Source organism: Vibrio sp. 1401 (genome assembly GCF_033340295.1).
This window is the reverse complement of the sequence record NZ_JAWOWF010000020.1, coordinates 1-25,042: the sequence shown is the minus strand read 5'-3', so window position 1 is coordinate 25,042 and position 25,042 is coordinate 1. Positions and strand designations below refer to the sequence as shown.

The following is a 25,042-nucleotide window of genomic DNA, read 5'->3' as shown; positions in this document are numbered from 1 at the left end:
TGTCACTTTTTGGTGGTTATTTTAAAGCTCACTCAAAGTAAGATAGGCAAACAGTGCGAACGGAATGTCGCAATCGGGCGTATACCTTATACCTTTGATTAGATAGATAACATCGGGATAGTGGCAACGATGAGTGCAGTTATTATGCTGATGGGGAAGTTCGGTTTTGTTGTAAACCCAGACAAGCTTGTTAACTTTCACGATTGGTGAGAGTCTAACGAAGCTTTATGCAGTTACGTCCGGCCTTTTTCGCTTTGTAAAGTGCTTCGTCCGCTGATTTAATGACGTCCAGAGGAGCTTGCCCATTCCGGCTATCAGCAACTCCGAAACTTGCGGTAACAAAAACCGACTTTCTCTTCGAACTGTTGCTACCACGACGTTTTTGTCCTTGTTTATGGTTCTCAGGGCGAGATTCTTCATCGCGTAATATCATCTCGTATTCTGCAATCGATTTGCGAGCTTCTTCCAAAAAGTTCTTACATTCGTCAGTGTATTTGCCTTTAAAAACGATGGTAAATTCTTCTCCGCCAAATCGATAAACTTTTGCGCCGCCTGGGGTTTTAGTGAGGCGCGAAGCGACCATTTTTAGAACGTCATCACCAGTATCGTGACCGTAGGTGTCGTTAAACTTTTTAAAATGGTCAACATCAAGCATTGCGATCGTGAACTTCTTACCCATGTGTTTTAGATCGAGATCAAGTGCACGTCTGCTCGGAATCAGCGTTAGGCTATCGGTGAAAGCCAGTTGATGGCTAGCGGAAGCGGCATAAATAATGATAAGCAGCCCTGTTAGCGTAAACATGGTGCTTGATATGTACTGCACATCAAAGAAAATGAACGTCGCAGACGCCAATACCATGGCAGAGTAGGTCATCGCATGGATAATTTCATTCTTCTTTAAAACAAGGATTCCAAGAAAACAGACAATACCCACGCAATATAAAACAAGAATTAAAGGCAGTTTAGAGACCGTAGGTACAATAAATAAAATACCGCTTGTCCATTGTTCAAACCCTCCTTCAACGTAATATGCTAGCGTTAGATAAGACCAAAGAACGAACATTGCTAACATCAAGATGTAAGTCAACATGGCTCTAGAGTCAAAACCTTCTTTACTAAACAAAAATACCGTAAGAAACGAGACAGGAAGTAACGTGGCTAAAATGGTTAGCTCAAGTAAAGCGGTACCACTTTGAAGCGGGACTTGTAGGCGGTGCTGTATCACGAAGTAGGCTAGCAACATTGCCAAGCACACCATGGACTCTCTGCCTTGCTTAAATGAATAACAAAGGAGTAGCGCACAACCTAATAGTATGTACGGCAAGTTTGCGGCAATGCCCCAGTTTGCCTGAGTCATCTGAATAATGCTGTCCATGCCCGAACTCACTATGCCCAGTAGCAAAAAAGGGGATAAGAATCTGAAGCCTGATGAAGTCATTGACGATGAGGACATCTATTACAAACTGCCTGAAAATAGTTGACTATATAATTGGTTAGGTAAATCGTTTTATCAATATGGATATTTATCCGTTATTGAATTTCGAACTTTGAGAACTAGCAAGAATACGTCTATTTGTTCCTTTTCCCAAGTATTTTGGAAGACATTACGGCAAAAAGAGAGAGATTGATTAAATTAAGAGCAATCAATAAGTTGTTATAAACAAGTCGTTGCTATACTCATTTCATAGGAAAAAGGAGATTTACAGATGCAGATAAGCTCAGATGTGCACAATTACATGGAAACATTAGTAGGCCAGGTTCTCAGTTTGCCCGAATTTTTAGAACAGTATGACAACGAACAGTTAGCCGATATTGCTTGCCTTGCGCTTATCCAGCTCAAGCCTGTCTATATCCGTCATGATATTGATTTTTTGTCTTCACTTCCTGAACAAAAATTAAGCCAGTTTAAGCAAAGCGCGGATATAGCGGTGAAAAACGCCGCAGAAATGGTGAAAGAAGACAGGCGTAAGAACCGAGAGTATGATGTGCCTGTAATTTTTTCCCATACTAGTTATGATGATGACAAAGAGTTGGATTGGTATGAAAAACCGATCCTTAACGTTAATATTAAGTAAGAGTCGCTCAGTTGACTAGTGAGCTGACCCAAGGAGGAATCGTGGGATTTTTTTCGCGTTTGTTTGGTGGTAGTGAGAAAACGGTTGAAGCCAAAAATATCGAACCAGTTGAGTATAAAGGTTTCCTTATTTACCCAGAGAGCCTTTCAGAGGGCGGACAATATCGCATCGCTGGTCGAATAGAAAAGCATGACAATGATGAAGTGAAAACACATCGGTTTATTCGCTCCGATTTGCTTGGCTCAGAGCAAGATGCCAATGACCTTATGTTGAAGAAATCTCAAATGTTTATTGATCAAATGGGCGATAAAATCTTCGACTAGCAATTTACTGCAATTTGATTCCAGTCATCTTAAAAAGAGCCATTAGTGTATATGCTAGTGGCTCTTTCTTTTTAACGCTTAAATCTCTGTTAAGTCAGTATTTAATCGTCACCTGGTTAGACCTCAGTCTAGTACGGTGTTGCGTTGTTATTTTTCGTGCACAGAGCGACAATCATTCATTACTTAGCGTTATATGTAATGAAATTTAGTATTTAAATTACAAAACACTTGAAGTAATGAGACGCGTTCGATACAAACAGAATAATAACAGGGCTGTTAGTCAAGGTGTTATTGTGCAAATGGGTGTCCCCAAACATCATCTTTCGTTTGCAATTGTCTTGCGTGGTAAACAGATAGAAATAAAAAAGAATTAGAGTAGAGCGACGCTCTGTTTTGGGACTAATTTATTGATATGTATACAAGGAGTATGCGTTTTGCAAATCGGTGTACCTAAAGAGATACTCGCGGGTGAATCGCGAGTGGCTGCATCGCCGAAGTCGGTTGAGCAGTTAATAAAATTGGGATTCGATGTCGCGATTGAATCCCAAGCGGGGGTGCTAGCGAGTTTCGATGATGCCGCTTATGAAGCAGCTGGTGCGAAAATCGTTTCTAGTGAAGAAGTTTGGGCATCTGGCCTTATTTTAAAAGTTAATGCGCCAATTGTGGATGATGAGCAAGGCATTGACGAAATTGCGTTACTGCAAGATGGAGCAACACTGGTTAGCTTTATTTGGCCGGCTCAAAATGCTGAGTTGATGGAACAACTTTCAAGTAAGAACATTAACGTTCTTGCCATGGATTCCGTTCCTCGTATCTCACGTGCACAAGCCTTAGACGCGCTATCTTCGATGGCTAATATCGCTGGTTATCGTGCAGTGGTTGAGGCAGCTCATGAGTTTGGTCGTTTCTTTACAGGTCAAATTACGGCTGCCGGTAAAGTACCTCCAGCGAAAGTATTGGTTGCGGGTGCTGGCGTCGCTGGCTTGGCGGCTATCGGTGCTGCAGGTAGCTTAGGTGCCATTGTCCGTGCGTTTGACGTCCGCCCAGAAGTAAAAGAGCAAGTTGAATCGATGGGCGCTGAGTTCCTGACCGTTGACTTTCAAGAAGAGTCAGGCTCTGGGGATGGCTACGCAAAAGAAATGTCTGATGACTTCAACAAAAAAGCGGCAGAGTTATACGCAGAGCAAGCTAAAGATGTTGATATCATTATTACGACCGCGCTCATCCCTGGTAAACCTGCGCCGAAGTTGATCACCAAAGAAATGGTCGACAGCATGAAAGCGGGCAGTGTAATTGTTGACTTGGCAGCCGCTAATGGCGGTAACTGTGAATATACAGTGAAAGACCAAGTTATCATGACGGATAACGGGGTAAAAATTGTTGGTTACACTGACATGGTTGGTCGTTTGCCTACACAATCTTCTCAGCTTTACGCGACAAACCTTGTTAACCTTCTAAAACTGCTGTGTAAAGAGAAAGATGGCAACATCAATATTGATTTTGAAGATGTTGTTATCCGTGGCGTTACCGTGGTGAAAGAAGGTGAAGTTACTTGGCCAGCGCCACCAATTCAGGTTTCAGCTCAGCCGCAAGTGAAACAAGAACAGCCTGTGAAGCCAGAGCCTAAAGTAGAAGAACCTACGTCTCCAACGAAGAAAATTATTGGTGTGGCAGCGGCTGTTGGAGCCTTTGCTTGGGTTGCTTCTGTTGCTCCAGCGGCGTTTCTCTCTCACTTTACTGTATTTGTTCTAGCGTGTGTTGTCGGATACTACGTAGTATGGAATGTTACCCATGCACTTCATACTCCACTAATGTCAGTAACGAATGCTATCTCTGGCATTATTGTCGTTGGTGCATTACTGCAAATTGGACAAGGTAATGGCGTCGTTTCATTCCTATCTTTTATTGCTGTATTGATCGCGAGTATCAATATCTTCGGTGGTTTCACCGTCACCAAGCGTATGCTTGAAATGTTCCGCAAAGATAAATAGGAGTCACAATGTCTGCAGGATTAGTACAAGCAGCTTACATTGTTGCTGCATTATTTTTCATCATGAGTTTGGCGGGGCTTTCAAAGCAAGAGTCTGCTCGTAATGGTAACTACTACGGTATCGCTGGTATGACGATCGCGCTGATAGCGACGATCTTTAGCCCAGATGCGCAAGGTTTTGGTTGGATCATTATCGCGATGGCGATAGGTGGTGCGATCGGTATTTTCTATGCGAAGAAAGTAGAAATGACCGAGATGCCAGAACTGGTTGCGATTCTACACAGCTTTGTAGGTTTAGCTGCGGTTTTAGTTGGCTACAACAGCTACCTAGATGCGCCAGAAGCAGCAACACATGCTGAGCATGTTATCCACCTTGTAGAAGTATTCTTGGGTGTGTTCATCGGTGCCGTAACTTTCACCGGTTCAATTGTCGCATTTGGTAAGCTGCGTGGTGTGATTTCTTCGTCGCCACTTAACCTGCCTCATAAGCACAAAATGAACCTCGCAGCGGTTGTTATTTCTACGCTTCTTATGATCTACTTCGTAAAAGCAGATGGCAGCATGTTCGCTCTTATTGTGATGACTTTGATCGCGTTCGCATTCGGCTACCATTTAGTCGCTTCAATCGGTGGTGCTGATATGCCAGTTGTTGTCTCTATGTTGAACTCATACTCAGGTTGGGCAGCAGCGGCAGCAGGTTTCATGCTAGCAAATGATCTATTGATTGTAACAGGTGCTTTGGTAGGTTCATCAGGTGCGATTCTTTCTTACATCATGTGTAAAGCAATGAACCGTTCGTTTATCAGTGTTATTGCCGGTGGTTTTGGTCAAGAGATAGTGATTTCAGGTGACGAAGAGCAGGGCGAATATCGTGAAACAACGGCTGAAGAAGTTGCAGAGATGTTGAAGAACTCAAAATCAGTAATCATCACTCCAGGATATGGCATGGCAGTAGCTCAGGCACAATACCCTGTTCATGAAATTACTGATGTACTTCGTTCACAAGGTATTGAAGTTCGCTTTGGGATTCACCCAGTAGCGGGTCGTCTACCGGGGCATATGAATGTGTTACTCGCTGAAGCAAAAGTACCGTATGATATCGTTCTTGAAATGGATGAAATCAATGATGACTTTGCTGAAACCGATACCGTATTGGTTATCGGTGCTAACGATACGGTCAACCCAGCCGCACTGGAAGATCCGAACAGCCCAATCGCTGGTATGCCCGTATTGGAGGTATGGAATGCGAAAAACGTAGTGGTATTCAAGCGCTCAATGAATACGGGTTACGCAGGGGTACAGAACCCACTGTTCTTCAAAGAAAATACATCAATGCTATTTGGTGATGCGAAAGAAAGTGTTGAGTCTATTTTTAAAGCACTTTAACCATTCTTGATTTAAAACTATACAGGGTCAGCAATCGCTGGCCCTTTTTTGTTCCGTTTCAATGTTATAGTAATGCAAATCCTTCTGTTAGCTGATGTCAATTGCTTGTAGATTGATGTATAGTTTTGGCTAATGTAATAAGTGACGGTAACAGTTTGATTAAAAAGTTTTTGCTCGGTTTTGCAACTGTATTGCCGCTTTTTTCGGCACCTGCATTTTCCGATTCACTACCAGAAAGAATAGATACGTTTACAGAGCTATTTAACTATGAAGTAGCTCTTAAGTCGTACGATATTCGTATTCTGCAATCAAATTATCCTACCAAGTTACTTGCGCCAGATTCGCTTCTGCCGCAAACGTCTGACTATCCGTTAAAAGATATCCAACAGCTTTACAGCTTGGCGAATACTTGTCGTGGCAAATTACCATTAAGTCCTTTAATTACTGAGCCTTTAGTATTTACAAGAGCGATTTGTAAAGGGACGCAGCTGACACCTCGTTGGTTCTCGCGTAGTGGTCTCATTCACCCTGGTGGTGGGACGTACGCGGCACGTTATGTGGATAAGTATCCAGAACTCAAACCCAAACTATCTCAGTACATGCATATAAAAGAGCGTGATAACGAGGAAGGGGATGAGTTGCTAGAAAGCTTGAAAAACATGGATGACGACGCCATTAATGCTTTGATTGCAGGCGCGAGCATGTTTATTGAAGGTAATGAACTTTGGCTAAGACGTGGTGACCGTTACTTTGTTTTCGAGAAAGATATCTGGCAAGAGAACGTAGCGAATGCGGGTCTGTCATACGCTCTAGCCTCTCAAAGCAAAAGTTGCTTTGTTAAACGAGGCAATATTTGTTGGGATGTAGAAGATCACTCGCAAGTTTTGCGGATCAGTATGATCATACTGGTAATCGCCAATATTCTTTTGGTGATTGGTTGGGCGGTGTACCGTTGGAATAGCAAGCGAGAAGAACTACGTAGTAGAATGCTCGTGTTGCAAATTTTAACGCATGAGCTCAGAACACCGATTGCATCCCTGTCACTAACGGTTGAGGGCTTTCGTCGAGAGTTCGAGCATTTGCCTGAAAGTGTGTATGACGAATTCCGCAGATTGTGTGAAGATACGCGCCGCCTGCGTCAATTGGCAGAAGCGAGTAAAGATTATTTGCAATCTGATAACCAAATGCTTGCAACAGACTGGGTACCATCCGTTGCAGATTGGTTAGAATTTAAGATCGAAGAAGAATTTGATAGTGCCGTGCTTTTTAACATCAATGAAGATGTGGCTGCTAAAGTTAATGTGTACTGGTTAGGAACTTGTATCGATAACTTGCTTCGTAATGCGCTTAAGTACGGTGTCGCACCGGTTGAATTGGATGTCTCAACTAGTGAAGAAAAAATAGTATTCCAAGTCCGAGATGCAGGAGGCCTAACGGCTAAAGATTGGGCAAATTTGAAGAAACCGTTCGTAAGTAAGAGCGGGTTAGGACTTGGATTAACAATCGTTGAATCTATGGTAGGCCGCATGGGCGGAAAAATGTCCTTAATGGGACCACCTACAACTTTTATATTGGAGATACCTTGTGAAACAGACACTGCTTCTCGTTGAGGATGATAAAAACTTGGCTGACGGCCTGTTAGTAAGCCTGGAACAAGCAGGATATGAGTGTTTACATGTGGAGCGTATTGCAGACGTAGAGCCACAATGGAAAAAAGCTGACTTGGTAATTCTCGATCGCCAACTCCCAGATGGTGACTCTGTACAATGTCTCCCAGAATGGAAACAGATTAAAGACGTACCAGTTATCTTGTTAACGGCACTTGTTACCGTAAAAGATAAAGTTGCAGGCCTTGATTCCGGCGCGAACGACTACTTAACAAAGCCTTTTGCTGAGGCGGAGCTTTTTGCGAGAATCCGTGCACAGCTACGAGCACCGGATTCAGCAGAACAAAGCAACGCTGATAAAGTGATTACAAAAGACTTAGAGATTGACCGCTCGACTCGTGAAGTGACTTATAAAGACGAGCTAATTACGCTTACTCGAACAGAGTTTGATTTGCTGCTATTTTTGGCGTCAAACTTAGGTCGCGTGTTTACTCGTGATGAGCTACTTGACCACGTTTGGGGTTACAATCACTTCCCGACAACACGTACGGTTGATACACATGTACTACAGCTTCGTCAAAAACTGCCAGGACTGGAAATTGAAACACTTCGTGGTGTTGGCTACAAGATGAAAGCATAAGTCGTAATGAAAATACTACTCCCTGTAGTTGTCTCATTAGCGTTAGTGAAACCAGTCCATGCGATGGACTGGTTTCAAACTAACACGCCTTTAACACAGGCACATCAACACTTACTTGAAGATGATCTTGCGGGTATGTTCAACTCTCTTGTTGAACTCTGGCAAACGGAACCAAGTAAAGATTTGACTCCTCACCTTAATGATCTTCTTGGTCAGTCACTATCTAAAAACTGTGGCAAGGCTCTCACTGGTGTAACGCTGCCTGATTGGATAAGTGGTGTGAACGTTATTCGTCAGACTATTCAAAGCCCTGGGCGAGATACATTTAGATTGGTGATCAAGCTAAGAGCTACAACTGACATCGAAAATATTTCATTTAATCGATGGGTGGATGATTCTATATCCGCGGACAGTTCATTCAGCTATGAACAACAGCCGAACGGGACAGAACTTGCCAACGAGCGTAGTTACTCGAAACGCTATAACTTAACAGGCAAGCTTGAAGCTGGTTTATATCACTTAACCGTTGTTTCTACTGATAAACAAGAGTATCGAACTTGGGTAATACTTGGAGATTCAAACTCTTCTCAATATGTTCGTTGGACATCTAAAGAGAATTGGAAAGTAGAAAAGAGCGCACTTCGTAATCCCCATTGTCCATTACCGCAACTTGAAGTTGGTTTGTATGACTACATTGATGGCCAGTACGAGCAAATGTGGAAAAAGACTTATGAGTCTAACTATCCAAATTCATTGGAGCTAGCGGGTGTCCCAAACGATAGATACGTATTGGCGGTAAGTATCAATAGTCGCCGTTGGCAGGGCGATATAATTGTTGAGCAGGCTCAAACTATTAGCCGAACCTATGATCTTTCCCAGGAAGAATAGTTAAAGAAATACTACTTGTGCCGATAAAGGTTCAGGACGAACTAAAATCACAAGTGTAGTATGAAAAACAAATATAAAATTCTTGCCACTTCTGTTGCTACTATTCTTTTCGCTAATGCTGCCTCTGCTGCTACTTATGCGATAGAGGCTCGTAGTGATGCAATGGGTGGCGTTGGTACCGTATCAGCAACTTATCTAACTGCGCCTTTTTTCAACCCCCGCTCTTACTGCGATTTATCGCCGAAATGACGATGCAGGCATGATCGTGCCAAGTTTTGGTGGCAGCTACGATGATCAATATGATCTAGTTGATGAGATCGAACGCATCAGCAAATTGACAGACGTCGATGAAATCAAAAAATCGATGGATGCTATCGATGGGAAAAAGACAGACTTTGATCTTGGTGGTGTCGTTGCCATTGGTATTCCCAACAAATTCTTATCTGCAACTGCATACGGTAAGCTATACACTGAATCATTCGTACAACCAAATGTTGATACCTCAGGTACTAATCCATTAGATGATAGCTATGTACAAGGTGTTTCTATTGGCGTGGCTGAAGCAGGTATTTCACTTGCTAAATACACTAATTTCATGAACCAACACCTTTCTTTTGGTGTTACTCCTAAACTTCAGCGTATATACACATACTCATACGCCACGAGTTTTCAGAATTTTGATACTAAAGACTTACGTGAAAATGAGACCGCGGAAACGATGTTTAACTTAGACGCCGGCGCACTTTGGTTCTTTGGCCCATATCGTCTCGGTATTTCAGCGAAAAATTTGATCGGAAGAGACGTTAAAACAAAGTCATTCCAATATGGCAGCGATACGATAAAATCATACGAATATAGCATGCGTCCTGTATACACCGTTGGGGCAGGGATTGTTGCCGATTACTTTACGATGAGTGTTGACTACGATCTTAACGAAGAAAAACGTTTTTCATCCTTTGATGATAATACGCAAATGATTCGAGCTGGTATTGAATTTGATATTTTGCGTCAAATGGCATTACGAGCAGGGTATATGAAGAACTTAGCTCGAAGTAATGACGAAGGAACCATTACTGCTGGTATCGGGTTGTCTCCACTTAAGTTGTTCGAATTGGATATCGCAGCTCAGTACACAAACGAGAACGCTATGGGTGCATCCATTAATTTCCTTGCTACCTATTAATTGAATCGTTATAGTCAGCTCCTCAAAATGAGGAGCTTTTTATGTTTGACGATTTACCCCCTCTATCTCACCAAGAGCAACAACAAGCTGTAGAGAGAATTCAAGAATTGATGGCGAAGGGCACAAGTACTGCAGAAGCTATCAAAATTGTTGCCGAACGGATTCGATCTGAGTACGCAGAAAAACAACAGCAACAAAACTAATCAATTCATGGACAGGGCATACGCCCTGTTTTTTTTGCGTTTCTATTTTCTATTCCTTTACATTCCCAAATACCACCATGGTTACGCTGTAACTACAATTTACTATACCTATATGATTTTAATCTTGCTCAATTACCTTTAAGACTAAATAGTGAGTTGGTAAAATTTTACCTCATTATGTTAACCTTGGTTTGCATAGTGCAGGTAATTAGGCATTTTTTAAAGAACTTATAAATTAAACTCAATTATATCAATTATTTACCTCGGTCTTTTAATCTGCCAACCATATTGGTCGCGATTGATCTTGTAATTTAATTACAAAGCCCAAGAGAGCCTCGTTCTCAGGCAGAAGATTATGCTAAAAAAAGAAAAAAGAGACACCGTAACTTATAACGATAATTCAACTGGAGTTATTAAATAAGCGATATAAAAACAGTAAGCACTCGCAGACATATGTAATAGATGAAGCGAAATTCATCTTATTGAGCTGCTTTTTTTAGCCGAAATACGTCTCCTGGATTTGAGCGGAGCGTTACATATTGAGCATGCTTAATCTAAAGTAGTTTTACTAAACTAGGCGACGTTGAAGTGGGTAATATGAAACCTCAAGAGTAGTAGAAATCAAGAGTAGTAACGCGTGTTACAACGTAATGTTTTCTGGCATCCTTCCTGTTAAATAGTCCGATAATTAGAGAAGAAATTGGAAAAACATCGTTGATCTTTGGATGAGAGGAAGCAACAAGGTTGCAATGAAAACTATTTGCCTGTTTTACACTAAACTCCTTTAACTATCATGTAGCAGTAGTTTTGATGTTGTGTTCGCTCTATGTGGACTAGACTTAATATGAGAACAAAAACTAACCTAGGGAGGAATGATGGGTTATAAGCACGTTTTGGTTGCTGTCGACTTATCTCAATCTAGCCAAGCCGTTATCGAAAAAGCAATAATGCAAGCAGATAACTCAAGCAGCAAACTCTCATTTGTTTACGTAGATGTTGATCGCATAGTCATGGAAGCGAAGGAAGAGCAAGAATTGGAAAGAAGGCTGCAAGAGCTCGCTGATAAATGCTTATACCCAGTAAACGAGACCATGGTAGTAATAGGCGATCTTCATATAAAACTATCGGGAATCGTCAAAAAAGAGGGGATAGATTTAGTTGTCTGTGGTCATCATCACAACTTATTGAGTCGCTTTTTTTCATCGATACCAAAGGTTGTGAACGAAGTTGAAGCTGATTTATTAATCGTCTATTTAGACGAGTGATCGACAACTCTTGTTCGCACTCATCATTTTTTGTCACTAAAAAGCCGAACTTTTATGTTCGGCTTGGTGTATCGGTGATAATAAAAGTTTTTAGCCAGGAATGATTGATGTCTCATGAGATAAAACAGATGCAGACTCCGCGTTTGACTGCAGATCAAAATGTACGTTAACTTGCACGCCTTCTCGCTCAAAAGTGACATCATCAAAATCGGTCATAGCGATTTTGAATCCATTTCTAGCAAAAAAGCCAGTCACCATAGTTCGCTGCTTAATTTCTAATGCAGACGCGAGTAGCTTATCCATGGCATTCTCCTTGGTTATTGTGGGGATATGGGTAGAAGATACACATAGATTGGTATGAAATCAATTTTATATAAAGTTGCCTTTGATGAAAATTTTAATGTAAGTCAATCTATCGTTTACCCCACGTGATTTATTCCACGCAAAACCTTGATAACAAGACGGCAGAGCATCTCACATTGTGATAGCAAGCATAAAGATGGGGGTGTTAATAAATACCTCTGAAACAATATGTTACAAAGATTAGCGTTAGGCCTAGTTGAGTAGACAACGCATCTGAACAACCGCCCTAAAATGACTCACTCTTCAATACTTGTGATAACTCAGACCTAATAAAAGTAGATATCTCAGCTAGCTTTCTTGGCAAAGGGTTTTGATAAGGGTAGGCAATATACATGGAACGTTCTATATCAAAAGTTTGCGATATTCGGATGTTTTTGTCTATATAGTTACTTTTAACAAGATAGTTTGGAATGACACCAACCCCAACTCCCTCAGAAACAAAGTTTATTAAAATAGAGGTGTTATCAACTTCGATAACATCAGTATATTGATTTTTAATTGATTCCTTATTCGAATGATGTTTGTAGATTAATAGTGTTTTGTTGTTAGCATTACTTACCCTAGATATCAAAACATCACTATAATCACCAATTTTATGTGCAATAAGAGTGTCATCAATAACATTATTAAGCCTAATCGCTAAATCTACATTGCTTTCTAATAAATTTTCTACATTGTTACTTGATGATATTTCAAAATCAACTTTTGGATATCGTTCTTTTAAGTCTTTAAGAACAGAACCAAAAATAGAAGAGGCTATAGAGTTGGGCATTGTGATTTTGAACTTTCCATCAATGCATTCACTCAACGAGCTAGCTCTGTAATTTAACTCGTGCAAACTCTCTAACGTCTTGATAGCAAGCTCTCTAATGCTTTCGCCATGATCAGTTAAAACGAGTTTCCTTGTTGTCCTGTGGACGAGTGTTACGCCAAGTTGTCTTTCTAATGCTGCTAGCTGCCTGCTGACTTGAGCTTTCGACTTTCCAAGTTCTTTTGATGCCTCTGTAAGAGAGAGGTGTTTACAAATGGCAGCAAAGCAGATCAGCTCATTGTTCATCAATTCCATGATTGTTACCTTTTTGCAACTCTGAGTCACGTTGTCTTTTAACTGGTGGGAAAGTATAACTTGCATCATCGGAGGGGGACAATGATATTTAAAAGCCGCCATGAAATAATGGCAGACTACTATCTTAATAAAACCATATTGGATATTAAGTTAAACCGATATCCTGAAGGAATTAACTCAATCGGATTAAATATAGAAAATAAAGATTTAAAAATAAAAAAATTGTCTCGCAAAATTACTAAGTTGGATTCGGGTGATTTAATGTTGATTGTGCATCATTGATAAAGACTCATTTCATATCGGAAAAAGTAATAATAAAAGTTGAAATTGATTCTTTAAATTATAAAGTTAAACGTGTGAGGATATTTAAATATGAAGACTGCAACACAAAATTCGAAAAGATCTGTTTATCAGAAAGATACATTGTATAGAATTATAAATAATATTAGTACTTTGTATACCAAATCACTAGTAAAATTATTTGGTGAAGAGTTGAGAGTCCATCATTGCAAACATAAGATTAATGTAAGAACCACTAACGAGTTGAGTGAACATATGAAGAAAGATCTAGGTATAGATTGAAAAGTAGCGAGTTTACACTTGTTAGATTCCTTGTTCCTATAAAGATAATCTAGTACTTACACTTTTGGGTTAAGCAAATGCGTGTCCATGTTGACTCATATTGAACGAGCAAGATGCAAAACCAACGTGCATGGTGTCGGACGTAACCAAAGATACAGTTCAAGTGGTCGCTGTGGTGGAATCGAAACCAAAGATACAGTTCAAGTGGTCGCTGTGGTGGAATCGAAGTTCATGGCCCATACAAGACAGCTGATGAAGCTTGCAAAGCAGCAACAGCCAAATACGGTGTAACTAAACTGACTTCACCAATGCTAATCTTCTAACCCTTAAGTTCGTATTATATGTGTTATGTTAAATTCACCTTTAGTGTAAGTTAGTACACCAACTCTTCTTTCATTATTTCATTCAACATAAGTTATTTACCATAAAGTATATAATAATCAACAACTTATTATCTTCGAAATAAGTTGTTGATTATTAATTTCACAAAACATAGAAAACGACTTAGTAATGCTATATCTTCTAGTCTATTATTGTACATTGTCGTTAAATCTATGAGAGTTAATTTGTTCATGTATAAGGTTGAAAAATGTGGCGACGAGTTCTGGTGCATTCTAGATGTGCAAACCACTATGCCACCACTACTTTCGTTTCGTTGGCTAGAATCTCAGTTAAAAGAAAAAGCACTTGGCACCCAAAAATCTTATATGGACTCTCTCAAGCTGTTCTATGACTTTTGGTTACAGAAACATGGTGTTTCTCTGGATTACTCTTTCTATCGTACCGATTACCAAGACGTAGAAGCTATGATTGCTGAGCTTGATGCCTTTTGGGATTTCCTGATGGCTGGCAAGCTGATCACTAATATTACTGCGCTTCCATCTTCTGTTAATGCAAGCGAAGAAACTAACAGGAAAAAACGAACTGCTGCCAAGCATTGTCGCGTGGTGTGTAACTTCATTAAGTTCTTAAATTCAACCTACATATCAGCATCTTATATAGATGAAGACCGTAATACCCTTCGTAGATTGAGAACTGAAACCGCAGAGAGATTGAATGAGGCTCGTGAAAAGTTCAATAAATTCAATAAGTCTGCTGCTAAAGCCACCACCAGTTTCGATGATTTGAAGAGTTTGACTGAAGAGCAATACGTGGATTTCTTCAAAGTGCTTCTGCCAGATGTGATGAAGCCGCTAAAGAACGACAAAACGGGAGTTATTGAATGGGAGTTGATCAAAAAGAACCCTCTCAATCCTATTGTCACCTATGAAGTTCAAATGCGAAATTACCTCTTAACAAACTTACTTGTTAAGTACGGATTGCGCATTGGCGAGTCCCTACTCCTTCGAAAGAATTCGTTCAAAAAATCACGAACCGTAGAGAACAGTTGGATTATGAGTGTCAGGAATCTATCTGATGATTCATTAGATGATTCTGCCATTGAAGATGAGCGAAATAACAAGCCTCAGATTAAGACAAAGTTTAGTAACCGACACATTCACGTTACTGCTGATGACTACAAGAATTTGATGACCTATTACAGGTTTATTAGATCGCCGGAAGCCAAGCATGACTTTATCTTTTCAGCAAGCACCAGTCCTTTTAAGCCATCGAGTTACTCGACTGTGATGACTCAGTTCAAAGATGTTACAGAGTCGTTTAAGAAACATTTTCCTGAGCACTTCGATCCCGAGTATGCCGAATCTATAACAAAAAGTATCTCTCCCCACTGGCTCAGGCACACGTGGGCTTTCGGCACAATGGAAAACTTATATGACAAGCTCAAACAAGAGTTCATTGAGGCTGGTGCAGTGAACGTCAAAGGAATAATGGCAGAAGTGAGAGATAAATTACGAACACTTGGTGGGTGGTCTATCAATTCGACCATGCCCTCCAAATATGCGAAACGTTTCGAAATGCGTAAGGCAAATGAAACGTTAATGCATGTCTACAATAGCCATAAAACTGACGTTACCCTTTACGAGTTTGACGAAGAACTCCCATGGTAGAAACAGTACAACATCTTAACCTTTTTGCAGGAAGCAACAATGAGCAACGTAACACATCTGAACCAAACGAGTAGCCCAAGCCTAGCGCCAGCCTTTACGGTAGCGCAGAAAGCCTTTATTAATGACTTACATTTACCTGCTGTGATGGCTATTGACGTAGCAGCCCAAGATGATACCTCCCACGTTCAAACGAAAAGTGACCGTTGGGAGTATGTCAGATTGGGACGTATTCATGTTCTCAAGTTTGACCTGTCTCCTGAATGGAATAAACTGTTGAAATTATTGGTGATAAAGTACACTTCAGGACACCTAGCCCCGTTACCATCAGTTAAGTTTACAGAAATCAAGAGCGCTATCAGATCGTTAGAAGACGTCTCCTACGGGACATTCTATAAATGGCTTGAAGTTCGTGCTGCTGCTAACAAAGCCCACGGATATTTCGAAGTTAAATCGTTTACTCGATATCTTGTAAGAATGGGGTTCCCTGACTTTGACATTGACGATTTAGAGTCATTGGTTCGCTTACCTGTTCCCTCTACTACCGATCCATTTCTTCGCTATCAAGATGTCGAAGCCGCAATGCCTACCCACTTCAAAAACCTGATAGTAAATCGGCTGGTTGAGTTCGGCACGCCAGAGGGACTTTCAAGTCTTAACAACAAGGAACTAAAAGACTTATCCGTTCTCGCGATTTCTTATGGCGTCGGTTGTCGTCCTCAACAGTTTGCAAAGCTGATTGGTGGCTCTGTAAAACTACATTCAATGAATCATAAAACTGGCTTAAAACGATATTTAATTGCGGTTCCATTGGTCAAGCAAAGCGCAGTGACTGATTCGACTACACCAGTTGCGTTGAGCAGCGAAATTGGTCGCATTATTGATGAATACAAGAAGCGGTTCAATATTGAAAATGGGGATACTTTGTATCCCTATGACGGTGATAAAAAGCGTTCATTATCTCAACAGTTGCATAAGTCTCTCAACGATGCACTGCTGTTTATCCAGCCTGAACACGTAAAGGTCGCTATTGCAAATGAGCGAATGGATACCCCGACTTACACGCTCTATGATTTCCGACACAACATTGGTCATAGCATGGCAATGCTTAATGCGTCAGCGGAAGAAATAGCCATGGTGCTTGGTCATGCTTCTACGGTTGCTGCCAGTTATTACATACAAGCGACGCCAGAGATAGCCTTATTAAAACATAAAGCTCTTGGTTCAAATCCTGTCTGGAAAGGCATGATGGGACTGCTTTTAACTGGCTATTCTGTGGATGAAACTGAATGGCAGGGATACTTTGTTTCGGGGATCATTCGGGGCAAGTTAATTAAGCGAGTTGGAGGATGCAAAAGACACCAAAAACTGTGTCACCTTCAGAAAGTTCGTAGCTGCTACGGCTGCTTTTACTTCAGACCTTTCAGGGATATCAGCAAACATAAAGAGGTGCTCGATATCATGACTGAAGAGCTAATTGACGTTGTTGACGTTTCACAGGAAGGTCAAGGTGTACTCAACCCTCTTATAGATACTGCAACACAGACTAAAAACGAAATTGAAATGGTGATTAACCGTCTTGAGGCTGGCTTTCGATGAAACAAAACTACGAGCAATTAAACGACTTTATATCCCTGAATAAGTCGTTCTTCGAAGATGCACTTTTACCTGAAATTAATGCAGGTAACGAGCAATACTCTTGGCAATCTCAAAACTGGACATTTGGAGGGGTTTCCTCAGGTATATTTGCGACGACAAAAGGACATGTGAATTTTGGTCAAGCCAGAACCAATTCAATGAAAGGCATGTTTAAGGGTGACGAACAAAAATTAGGTACGATTGATTTGAACCCAGTTTTTTCTGAATTCATCAAGGCTTACTGCGTGTCACTTTTCAGGGATAGAACTGCCTCTGGGTCAGTTGTAGTTAACACACATATACTTTTTAAGCGTGTTTACGTTCGCATGTTGATGCGTGGTATTGAGCCTCACCCTATCAATATTACTTCTGAAATCTTGCAGGAAGCCGTTGACCTATGTGCTCAATCACGAACAGGCAAATCAGCAGACACTAATGCGGCTGATGACTACATTCGAGCGAAGCAAGTAGTCAAAGAATTAAACTATCTTGGCATAACTCAAACTGAATTAGAGATTGAGACAAAGCAAACGAACATCTCGTACAATTACACAGATCAAGTTAAGAATGAACAGAAGAAAGAAGGTGAAGCCCAAAATAGTAAAGACAAAAACCTGTCCATTCAAACCTTCTTAAATATCGTTGCCCTACGCTCTTTGGTTCAAAATGATGGAGAAAAAATAGTTCTCAACTTTGTGTTGTTACTGATGGTAACAGGCTTTCGTCATATGGAAGGGGCAACCGCCCAATATGATAACTTTAAAGTTGTTGAAATTAGTGACCCTTACACAAAGGACGCTATGGAAAAACGGGGCTTGCCAACTTACTTTGTGGGTCTGAAATATCGTGGTGAAAAAAAAGCAGGCATTCGCACACATTGGTTTGAGCCAATGACAGTTGATCTACTTGAAGAGATTGTAGTAGACACGATATGCCTCAATGAGCGACTTCGTCGTCAAGTAGAACATATTAGAGCAAATAATTTTAAATCATTTCTTCCGTATACATGGGTTGGCAATCATAACAGCGAAGTTATTGAGTTACGCCCTAAAGTCGCGAACCTTGATTTAATCGTCGATGATGTTTACGAGTCCTATGCGAAGACTGTCGTTTTACGTGGTCGCGGAGCCGCACGAGACTACGCCAACAAAAAAATGTTGGGTTACGGAATTATGCCCTTCTCAGAAACTGACACTGGTAGAAACAGCAAAGAGAAACGATACAACCACAGTGATATTGATACATTTATCAAGGCGGTCTTGGAAGAAGATAAAGGAATTTCGTCGGACTTAATCTGGCGCTATACAGATTCAGACACTAAAGAAGTGATTAGTATTCCATACGAGAAATTGCTATTTATTTTACCCTTAGGTAGTGCGAACCTAACCCGACAAGCTGCTCTGAAAGTCATTCCACAGGTAATTGATAAAGACGTTATCAGTCAGTTTTTGGGATATGGGCAAACAGGAAACCGTGAGCGTAGTGTGTTTGCGAAATACGGTTTAATCAATGAAAATGGTGAGGTCGATACAATGTATTCTCACTCCCCAAGGCATGGGATAAATACATTTTATGCATTAGCCGATGTGTCTGACCATCTTCAAGCGATGTTTATGGGACGCAACAATATCAAGCAAAATAAGAACTATCAGCATCTAAGCTTTGAAGACCGTGCTGTTTCTACCGAGTTGGTCTCGTTTGGTAATGCCAAGCAATTTTCCAGCGAGGGAAAGGCGTTAGAGACGGTGAAGGAGCAAGCCTCCATAAAAATCAACCCAAGTCTTACTCCCTTAAATGCACTAGCACAAGCACTCGGCACACAGACAACAAGTGAAGATAAAACCTCATTCATTGTCGATTTGTCAAGCAACAGCTCAAGCGATGTATTCGCTGAGTTTGGTGAGCTGTTTGACTTGATCGATGAAGAAGAAATGGATGATAAGTCATCTCTAGCCAGAAAAGAGGCTGAGGTTCGCCCCCACTCAGATTTGCATGAAATGAACCTCGGAAGCTGTATGCGCAAAATATCGACGTTCTCATGCCCTTACAACATGAAGTGCCAAGACGGCTCACCCTGTGCGTATTTTACTCTTACTGGTAGATCTGACGAGGAACACAAAGTTAGGCAACTGGGAGAAAGAATTGCCTCTCAAATAACTGTCGTCAATCACATGGAGTTAACTGGAGAACTTTCTGTCGAGGAGTGTGAAGAGATACTTGGTGAGCTTCATTCCCGCCAAGATAATGTCTCGTATCATGAGAGCCAGTCTGACACCCTAGTGAATGAAAAGACATTGATAAATTTGGCAGCTTTAGATGGGAATCGAAAACCGAAAATGCTTTCAGAAATATTTGCGGTTGCTCAGCGTGACATAAAGTCAATGAAGGCATTAGAGTCCAAACGTAACAAAGAACTTCATACAGCACCTCTCCCAACGGATAATGCTTAGCCTTATGGCTGCTCAAGTCAAATCGTTGACATCTAGCGAATATTGAGCTGTGCGAACGTAATGAGCGGTTCAACTATTTTATTGAACAGCCACCAAATAATCAAACTTGTAAGGGGCATTGATTACACAGAGTGTCATCAATGCTACACCAGATCATTAGGAGTTAAACATGAGTGAAAAACTCAAGGGCAAAGAGCTTGATGCTCGAATCGAGCAAGAGCTATTAGATATGCTTAGTGAGGGCTACGAGCGTTCTCCTATAACTCAGGCAAACCTCTTTAGAAGGCTCAAAGAACGGGACTTAATAAACAGTAAAGCGACTTTAACTAGCCGTAAAGAGTTGATAGAAATGTTTGCCAAAGACCAGATTGGTAAACTGAATGGAACGTTTGGTGAAAGCGTCAAAAGCTCGCGCTCTATGAGCAGAAAGGAGTTGGAGACTGCCAATGCTAATCTTAACGACCAAATCAGAGAATCAAGACGCATGGTGCAACAAAACACGACTTGCATCTTAAACATGATTAAAGTGATTCGTGCACAAACCACAGTTAAGAATATCGAGCGCTGCCTGTCCCCTTATCTCATAAGAGAGTTGCATGAATTAAAGATGATGGATAAATCAAATAACGATGAGTGATCTAAACAAATTTAATGCCGTTAACAACAAACCCATTTATACAGTGGTTCGGCAGTGAGACATACTTCAAGGTCAACGACCCAATTATTTTCACCAAAATGATCAAGAACTAGGAGTCCAGAACGGCACTATAAGCAAAATCATCAAGTATGAGGCTGATAATAAGACCATATATGTCGATTCAGATAAAGGGGGAAATGACGAAGATTCAAACATCGTTTGCTGCGCTCGTTTTTACGATATGGATCTTGCTTATGCTATAACGCTTCGCAAGGCGTAATACTCTGGCTCGTTGATAACAGTTGGATATATACAGCAGTGACACGCGCGACGGACAAGTTGGTCATTGTTGGTAGAGAGAAACGATGGTTGAAGCTATTTCTCTACCATCTTCGCCGGAAAAGGCAGACTTACCTTTCAAAATTGATTAGAAGTCTCGTGTTAAAAATACTTGTACATGTAATTGTCCTGAAGTGTTGTCGCCGCCTGTCTTTTGTTCTGAAAAGCTTTTGCCCCAAACCTTCTCAGGGTCATCAGTCATAAGGTTTCTATTAATTTCAGTTTGATTCAATTTATCTAATGCCTCATTATGTGTTTAGTTGATTAAAAATCTAACTTATCCGTGGACTAAAAAGTTGAGTTCAGGTCACATGCGCACTAATAAAATCTTAGAGGCAAAAAAGGACTGAGAAATGGTTACCGAAGAGTGGCTAGCTAATCTAAACACAGAGTTCCGAGCTGCTGGCATAGAGCAGCGACGGCGGCCTTGGGAGGCAATTCGTCGTTATTCAGAGCAATTCAATACCTCGGTGAATTTTTCATCGGATGTCGCGAAAACCATTTTTAAATGGTTTGAGGCAAATTCAAAGCCAGGAGCACATCAAGTTGGGAGCTTATATGAAGCCGTATATTTCTATGATGCGCAATTTTGGGTTGTTTCTATTCCAATTTCGTATGGCACGGTTCAGTTAAATGCTCTCGATTGTATCCACGAAATGCCTAATGGCATCAAACAAGAGATGATGGCAGATCATAGGCAATCTTGGGATTACGTGATCTATTGGGCGGACTGTTTAGACTATGGAATGGGGGTAGATGATCTACGCAAAATGCAAGGCTTGAATGAATTTGGCCTTCAACTACTCATGTCAGCAGATCAAGAGCTAAGGTCTGCCACATCCATACTTTCCCAACATCGACCAGATCCTCGCGCCATTCTTAATTGCAGAATGGCTCTTGAAATATTTTTTAAGTCATACGTTGCCTTGAAAAATGGCCTTACACAAAGCGAGGCAAAAGCCATCGGCCATAACTTGAATAAGGGGCTAGATAAGTTTATCGAGGCATCAGGGTTCGATGATTGGGAGAGTACAAGACAACTACTATCAGTTTTTCCTGATATACATGAGCGCTACAAAGAGCAAGACATAACCTTTCGAAAGCTTTGGGATGGTTACTCGCTAGCTCACTCTTTAGGCGCGGTTATTATCAGAGAGTTTACCGACAGAAATACGATTCAACAAGTGATGGCCTCTAGCAATGCAAATTAACTCGGAAGTGCCCCATTCCGTGCTAGCCATCACAAGAGAGTAATCGTCAGTGCACAAATTTGCCTTAGCTAAATTATGGCTAAGCTAAGGCTTGCTTTAACTGAGCAATAAGGTAGTGACTAACTAAAATGAAGACGGTACCTTCCTCATTGTATGTTTATGAAATGAATGTTGGGCTTCAGCTCACAATTTTAACCAGCAAAAAGGCGAACCATTGGTTCGCCTATCCAGTGTTCTATTTTTAGCTTACTTAAATTATGCTGCTACTTCATTTAGCTCATATTCACCTTCATAGTTTTTCATTTCTTCGAGGACTTCATCTGCGGAAACGAAGAAAAACTCTTTCCTACCATTAACAAGATTTACTCTCTGTTCGGCAAATCTAGTGTGTAAGAACCGTTCAAATGTTGGTGCATCCTCAGTAAATGCGAATGCGTGGACATCAAATAGTTCAGGTACTGAAGCATCACCTAGCTCTTTTACTCGGTCATTTGGGTCAGCACGTCGTGTCATTCCTATCTTGACGACGCTATCGCCAAACGACAATTTATTTGATATCACATACACATAGCCAGCTCTTGTTTGCTGAGCTAGAGAAACAGCTCTTTTCTCCTTTTCACGAAGCTTTTCCAGTTCTTGCTTATGGAATTCATACAAAGCCCTTTGCTCTGCACTGCTGGACTCAAGTTTACTAAGTTCTTCAGCAACCAAGCGCTCCATAACTTGTCGTTCTTTCTCTGCTTTCTCCGCAGCAGCTTTTATTCGTTTTTCCTCTCGTTCAGCTTCTCTTTGAATTTGAAGCTCTTCGCGTTCTTCATCCTTGAGTTCTTGCTTGAGCTGGGCGATCTCGTAACCCAACCTTAGTTCCTTAATTTTCAACTGCAAATATTCATTTTTTAGGTGTGTTTTTACTAAGTCTGCTGAAGAATTAATCTCCTCAAAGGTTTTTTGAGTGCGCTCTATAAGTCGGTTGATATTGTTCCAATCAACCAAGGCTGAAGCCGCTTTAAACTCATTATCTAGGCATCGTAGTCTTAATTTAATTTCTCTGTTAAACAGCTTTTTAGCTTCTGACTTTTTACCATTAACAGCGACGTCTTTGCCCATAGAGCAGATACATGCCCGTTTATCGCTAACGAGCTGTTTTATTGCCAACTTAGTTTCAGCGTATCTACTCTCAAGGCTTTCTAGGTCACGTGACGGTGATAGGTTGGTATAAGATATGGAGTCAGTGGTGCCGACACCAAGGTAGTAATTAGAGAGCTGTTTTTCACCTTCCTTCAGGAGGAACAGCTCTTTTTTATAACTTTCTTGTAGAGCTTGGTAGTTATTTGCAATATCTGAGAGTAGTTGTTCTTTCTCAGTTGCTGGGGCATAAACTTTCTCAATATCTTCATCTTGCAGTTGTAGTTCTTTCAGTGAAGAACGAGATCTTATTAATAAAATCAGTGAGAGCACAGTAAACGCAGCTAAGGCGATAGTAACGAACATAGACACTCCTTAAATTGACTGTGGTAACTGGCTAGAAGCGGAAGCTGTTTCCACTGCTTCTTGTTTGCGAGCTTCTCTGATTAGGTGACTCTCTCGATACTCTTTTGCTTCTACGTCAAAGTACCAATCACATTCAACACCAAGTTCTTCCATTGCTGTTGCAACTTCTTGAAGAGCTACTCTGAAGAACTCTTTGCGATGATTTTCAGTGTTCACCCGTGCTTTATTGAACTTGCGGTGAAGCTCTTTCTCTATTTTCGGCGCATTCTCTACAAAGGTTAAGGCGTGCACATCAAATTTGAATGGAACACTGGCATCACCTAGCTCATTTACTCGATCCATAGGCTCTAATCGGCGCGTCATTCCGATTTTCAAAACGCCTTCCCCAAAACTACCAATGTTAGAGATTACATATATATAACCAGCTTTCGTAATTTGAGCCTGAGAGGTTGCGCGTTCAAACTTACTTTCTAGCTTTTCGATCTCTTTTTGCATTTTGGCGATCTTTTCTTCCATACCTAGAGCACTTGTACCGTGAAGTTCTTTCGCTAGTTTTTGTGCTTTCAAAAGATCTGATTTTTTATAGTAAATCTCATCTTCCAGCTCGTCCGTATCGCCTCCAGATTGCTTAGCCTGTTTAGCTTGCTCTCGCAGCAGTGCTTGTTGTTTCTTCTTTTCCTGATTAATTTTCTCTTTGTGAAGCATCTCCTTATGCCATATGGAGAGTTCTTCTACCTTCAAATTGAAGTATTCTTGTGAAATGGCGACGTTTGCTGTTTCACCGAGCTTCTCCAATTGTTGTTCTAATTTGTCTAGTTTATTTAAGGCTGTGTCGAAGCTCGAATGGCGCATTTTCTTTCGAATCATATCGAACTCGGCATTAAATGCTTTGAGAAGAAGGCGTTGGTATGAAGTGACCATTTGCGCTCCTTTTGCTTTACTACCAAACCAATCCCAGTCTGAATAGGCACTTGTAGCTCGACCCGATTCAATGACCTGATACTGACGCTCAATGCAAGTGGCAACTTTATCTTTTAGTGACTGGCTGTCATCAAACTTGTAAGCGGGCGGAAAGAGACCGACGTTAATGTATTTCATTTGCTCTTTATTTTTAGTCGCTTCGTCTTTAAGCCGTGAGTAGATTGGCCTTCCGTGCTCAATTTTGGTTTCAATGTCGCCAATTTGATTATCCAAATCTTGAACTATTTCCTCGACGGACTTTTCAGCTAGAGCTTTCTGCTTTTTATTAATCTCTTTCAGAAGATTTTTACGCTTTTTTTTTGTATAGCTAGCGGATAAAAAGAAGGTGAACGTCAGCAATGCTAGTACAATCCATACTAACTGGTAGGGTTCAGCAGTTTCAGGCATTGATATTCCTTTTGTAAATGTTGGAGCGTGCAGGCGAAATGACACCCATTGCATAAGTAAGGTTAATCATACTTCATATTATGAGGTGGATCTAAGGAACCTGTATGTGACTAAAAATGAATTGTTCTTTGAAGCGTAACAAACGACCATCAAGGTTCGTCATACTCCGAGTAATCCGCGAATACCTAAATTGGCAGATTCACTGACTCGGAAATGTCCAGAGGTATGCCAGCGCCGATCACGGCAAACACACCTTTGTCGAGTAGACGACACCTGTTACCAAGTGTCGCCCCTCTAAGAACCCAGCGTGCAACTTTCACCGCACTAGGCT

General features: G+C 40.9%; 21 protein-coding genes and 1 pseudogene. 17 read left to right on the top strand and 5 right to left on the bottom strand.

Annotated elements, in window-relative coordinates; translation table 11 throughout:
• Positions 1–214: 214 nt before the first annotated feature.
• Positions 215–1,453: a sensor domain-containing diguanylate cyclase gene (locus R7Z77_RS12045; protein WP_031778917.1), complete on the bottom strand. Its 1,239-nt coding sequence runs from the start codon at positions 1,451–1,453 to the stop codon at positions 215–217.
• Positions 1,454–1,706: 253 nt separating this feature from the next.
• On the opposite strand from R7Z77_RS12045, the gene R7Z77_RS12040 reads away from it, so the two are divergent.
• The 10 genes and pseudogenes from R7Z77_RS12040 to R7Z77_RS11995 all read left to right on the top strand — a co-directional run bounded on the left by R7Z77_RS12040 (position 1,707) and on the right by R7Z77_RS11995 (position 11,560).
• Positions 1,707–2,075, top strand: a complete 369-nt coding sequence (locus R7Z77_RS12040) for a late competence development ComFB family protein (protein WP_005376241.1) — start codon at positions 1,707–1,709, stop codon at positions 2,073–2,075.
• Between the two features lie 41 nt (positions 2,076–2,116).
• Positions 2,117–2,398 (top strand): HlyU family transcriptional regulator, encoded by a 282-nt coding sequence (locus R7Z77_RS12035; RefSeq protein ID WP_005376244.1) that lies wholly within the window; start codon positions 2,117–2,119, stop codon positions 2,396–2,398.
• A 434-nt stretch (positions 2,399–2,832) separates the two neighbouring features.
• Positions 2,833–4,389 carry a Re/Si-specific NAD(P)(+) transhydrogenase subunit alpha gene (locus R7Z77_RS12030; RefSeq protein WP_054575447.1) on the top strand — a complete coding sequence of 519 codons (1,557 nt, stop codon included), beginning with the start codon at positions 2,833–2,835 and terminating at the stop codon, positions 4,387–4,389.
• An 8-nt stretch (positions 4,390–4,397) separates the two neighbouring features.
• Positions 4,398–5,774: a Re/Si-specific NAD(P)(+) transhydrogenase subunit beta gene (gene pntB / locus R7Z77_RS12025; RefSeq protein WP_005376248.1), complete on the top strand. Its 1,377-nt coding sequence runs from the start codon at positions 4,398–4,400 to the stop codon at positions 5,772–5,774.
• Positions 5,775–5,929: 155 nt separating this feature from the next.
• Complete coding sequence (gene vxrA / locus R7Z77_RS12020) at positions 5,930–7,384, top strand: sensor histidine kinase VxrA (RefSeq protein ID WP_025767766.1); 1,455 nt, start codon at positions 5,930–5,932, stop codon at positions 7,382–7,384.
• Complete coding sequence (vxrB, locus tag R7Z77_RS12015) at positions 7,359–8,021, top strand: response regulator transcription factor VxrB (RefSeq protein ID WP_005376251.1); 663 nt, start codon at positions 7,359–7,361, stop codon at positions 8,019–8,021. The genes vxrA and vxrB overlap by 26 nt, the downstream gene beginning before the upstream one ends.
• 6 nt (positions 8,022–8,027) lie before the next feature.
• Positions 8,028–8,909, top strand: a complete 882-nt coding sequence (locus R7Z77_RS12010) for a DUF2861 family protein (protein ID WP_005388048.1) — start codon at positions 8,028–8,030, stop codon at positions 8,907–8,909.
• Positions 8,910–8,969: 60 nt separating this feature from the next.
• Positions 8,970–10,092 (top strand): annotated as a pseudogene (locus tag R7Z77_RS12005) (conjugal transfer protein TraF).
• 41 nt (positions 10,093–10,133) lie between these two features.
• Positions 10,134–10,295, top strand: a complete 162-nt coding sequence (locus R7Z77_RS12000; protein ID WP_005376257.1) for a YoaH family protein — start codon at positions 10,134–10,136, stop codon at positions 10,293–10,295.
• An 875-nt stretch (positions 10,296–11,170) separates the two neighbouring features.
• Complete coding sequence (locus tag R7Z77_RS11995) at positions 11,171–11,560, top strand: universal stress protein (RefSeq protein ID WP_017634770.1); 390 nt, start codon at positions 11,171–11,173, stop codon at positions 11,558–11,560.
• Between the two features lie 90 nt (positions 11,561–11,650).
• Here the strand turns inward: R7Z77_RS11995 and R7Z77_RS11990 are convergent, their stop codons facing one another.
• Together R7Z77_RS11990 and R7Z77_RS11985 are read right to left on the bottom strand one after the other, a co-directional pair.
• Positions 11,651–11,863 (bottom strand): hypothetical protein, encoded by a 213-nt coding sequence (locus R7Z77_RS11990; RefSeq protein ID WP_213895843.1) that lies wholly within the window; start codon positions 11,861–11,863, stop codon positions 11,651–11,653.
• Between the two features lie 286 nt (positions 11,864–12,149).
• On the bottom strand, positions 12,150–12,989 hold the full coding sequence (locus tag R7Z77_RS11985) for a LysR family transcriptional regulator (RefSeq protein WP_213895842.1): 840 nt from the start codon (positions 12,987–12,989) through the stop codon (positions 12,150–12,152).
• An 81-nt stretch (positions 12,990–13,070) separates the two neighbouring features.
• On the opposite strand from R7Z77_RS11985, the gene R7Z77_RS11980 reads away from it, so the two are divergent.
• From R7Z77_RS11980 to R7Z77_RS11950, 7 genes are all read left to right on the top strand, one after another.
• On the top strand, positions 13,071–13,271 hold the full coding sequence (locus R7Z77_RS11980) for a hypothetical protein (protein ID WP_226975298.1): 201 nt from the start codon (positions 13,071–13,073) through the stop codon (positions 13,269–13,271).
• Between the two features lie 387 nt (positions 13,272–13,658).
• Complete coding sequence (locus R7Z77_RS11975) at positions 13,659–13,862, top strand: hypothetical protein (RefSeq protein ID WP_213967853.1); 204 nt, start codon at positions 13,659–13,661, stop codon at positions 13,860–13,862.
• Between the two features lie 176 nt (positions 13,863–14,038).
• Positions 14,039–15,580 (top strand): site-specific integrase, encoded by a 1,542-nt coding sequence (locus tag R7Z77_RS11970; protein WP_318136685.1) that lies wholly within the window; start codon positions 14,039–14,041, stop codon positions 15,578–15,580.
• Positions 15,581–15,619: 39 nt separating this feature from the next.
• The gene (locus R7Z77_RS11965) at positions 15,620–17,176 is read left to right on the top strand and encodes a hypothetical protein (protein ID WP_225452544.1); all 1,557 of its coding nucleotides are present in this window, start codon (positions 15,620–15,622) and stop codon (positions 17,174–17,176) included.
• On the top strand, positions 17,173–19,665 hold the full coding sequence (locus tag R7Z77_RS11960) for a hypothetical protein (protein WP_168936739.1): 2,493 nt from the start codon (positions 17,173–17,175) through the stop codon (positions 19,663–19,665). Before R7Z77_RS11965 ends, R7Z77_RS11960 begins: the two co-directional genes overlap by 4 nt.
• Before the next feature lie 169 nt (positions 19,666–19,834).
• A complete protein-coding gene (locus R7Z77_RS11955; RefSeq protein WP_203514216.1) occupies positions 19,835–20,302 on the top strand; it encodes a hypothetical protein in 468 nt (155 codons plus the stop codon).
• Between the two features lie 692 nt (positions 20,303–20,994).
• Positions 20,995–21,852 (top strand): hypothetical protein, encoded by an 858-nt coding sequence (locus R7Z77_RS11950; protein ID WP_203514217.1) that lies wholly within the window; start codon positions 20,995–20,997, stop codon positions 21,850–21,852.
• Positions 21,853–22,107: 255 nt separating this feature from the next.
• On the opposite strand, the gene R7Z77_RS11945 is transcribed toward R7Z77_RS11950, so the two are convergent.
• Positions 22,108–23,343, bottom strand: a complete 1,236-nt coding sequence (locus tag R7Z77_RS11945) for a GIY-YIG nuclease family protein (RefSeq protein ID WP_203514218.1) — start codon at positions 23,341–23,343, stop codon at positions 22,108–22,110.
• A 9-nt stretch (positions 23,344–23,352) separates the two neighbouring features.
• On the bottom strand, positions 23,353–24,711 hold the full coding sequence (locus R7Z77_RS11940) for a DUF4041 domain-containing protein (RefSeq protein ID WP_225452543.1): 1,359 nt from the start codon (positions 24,709–24,711) through the stop codon (positions 23,353–23,355).
• Positions 24,712–25,042 lie beyond the last annotated feature (331 nt).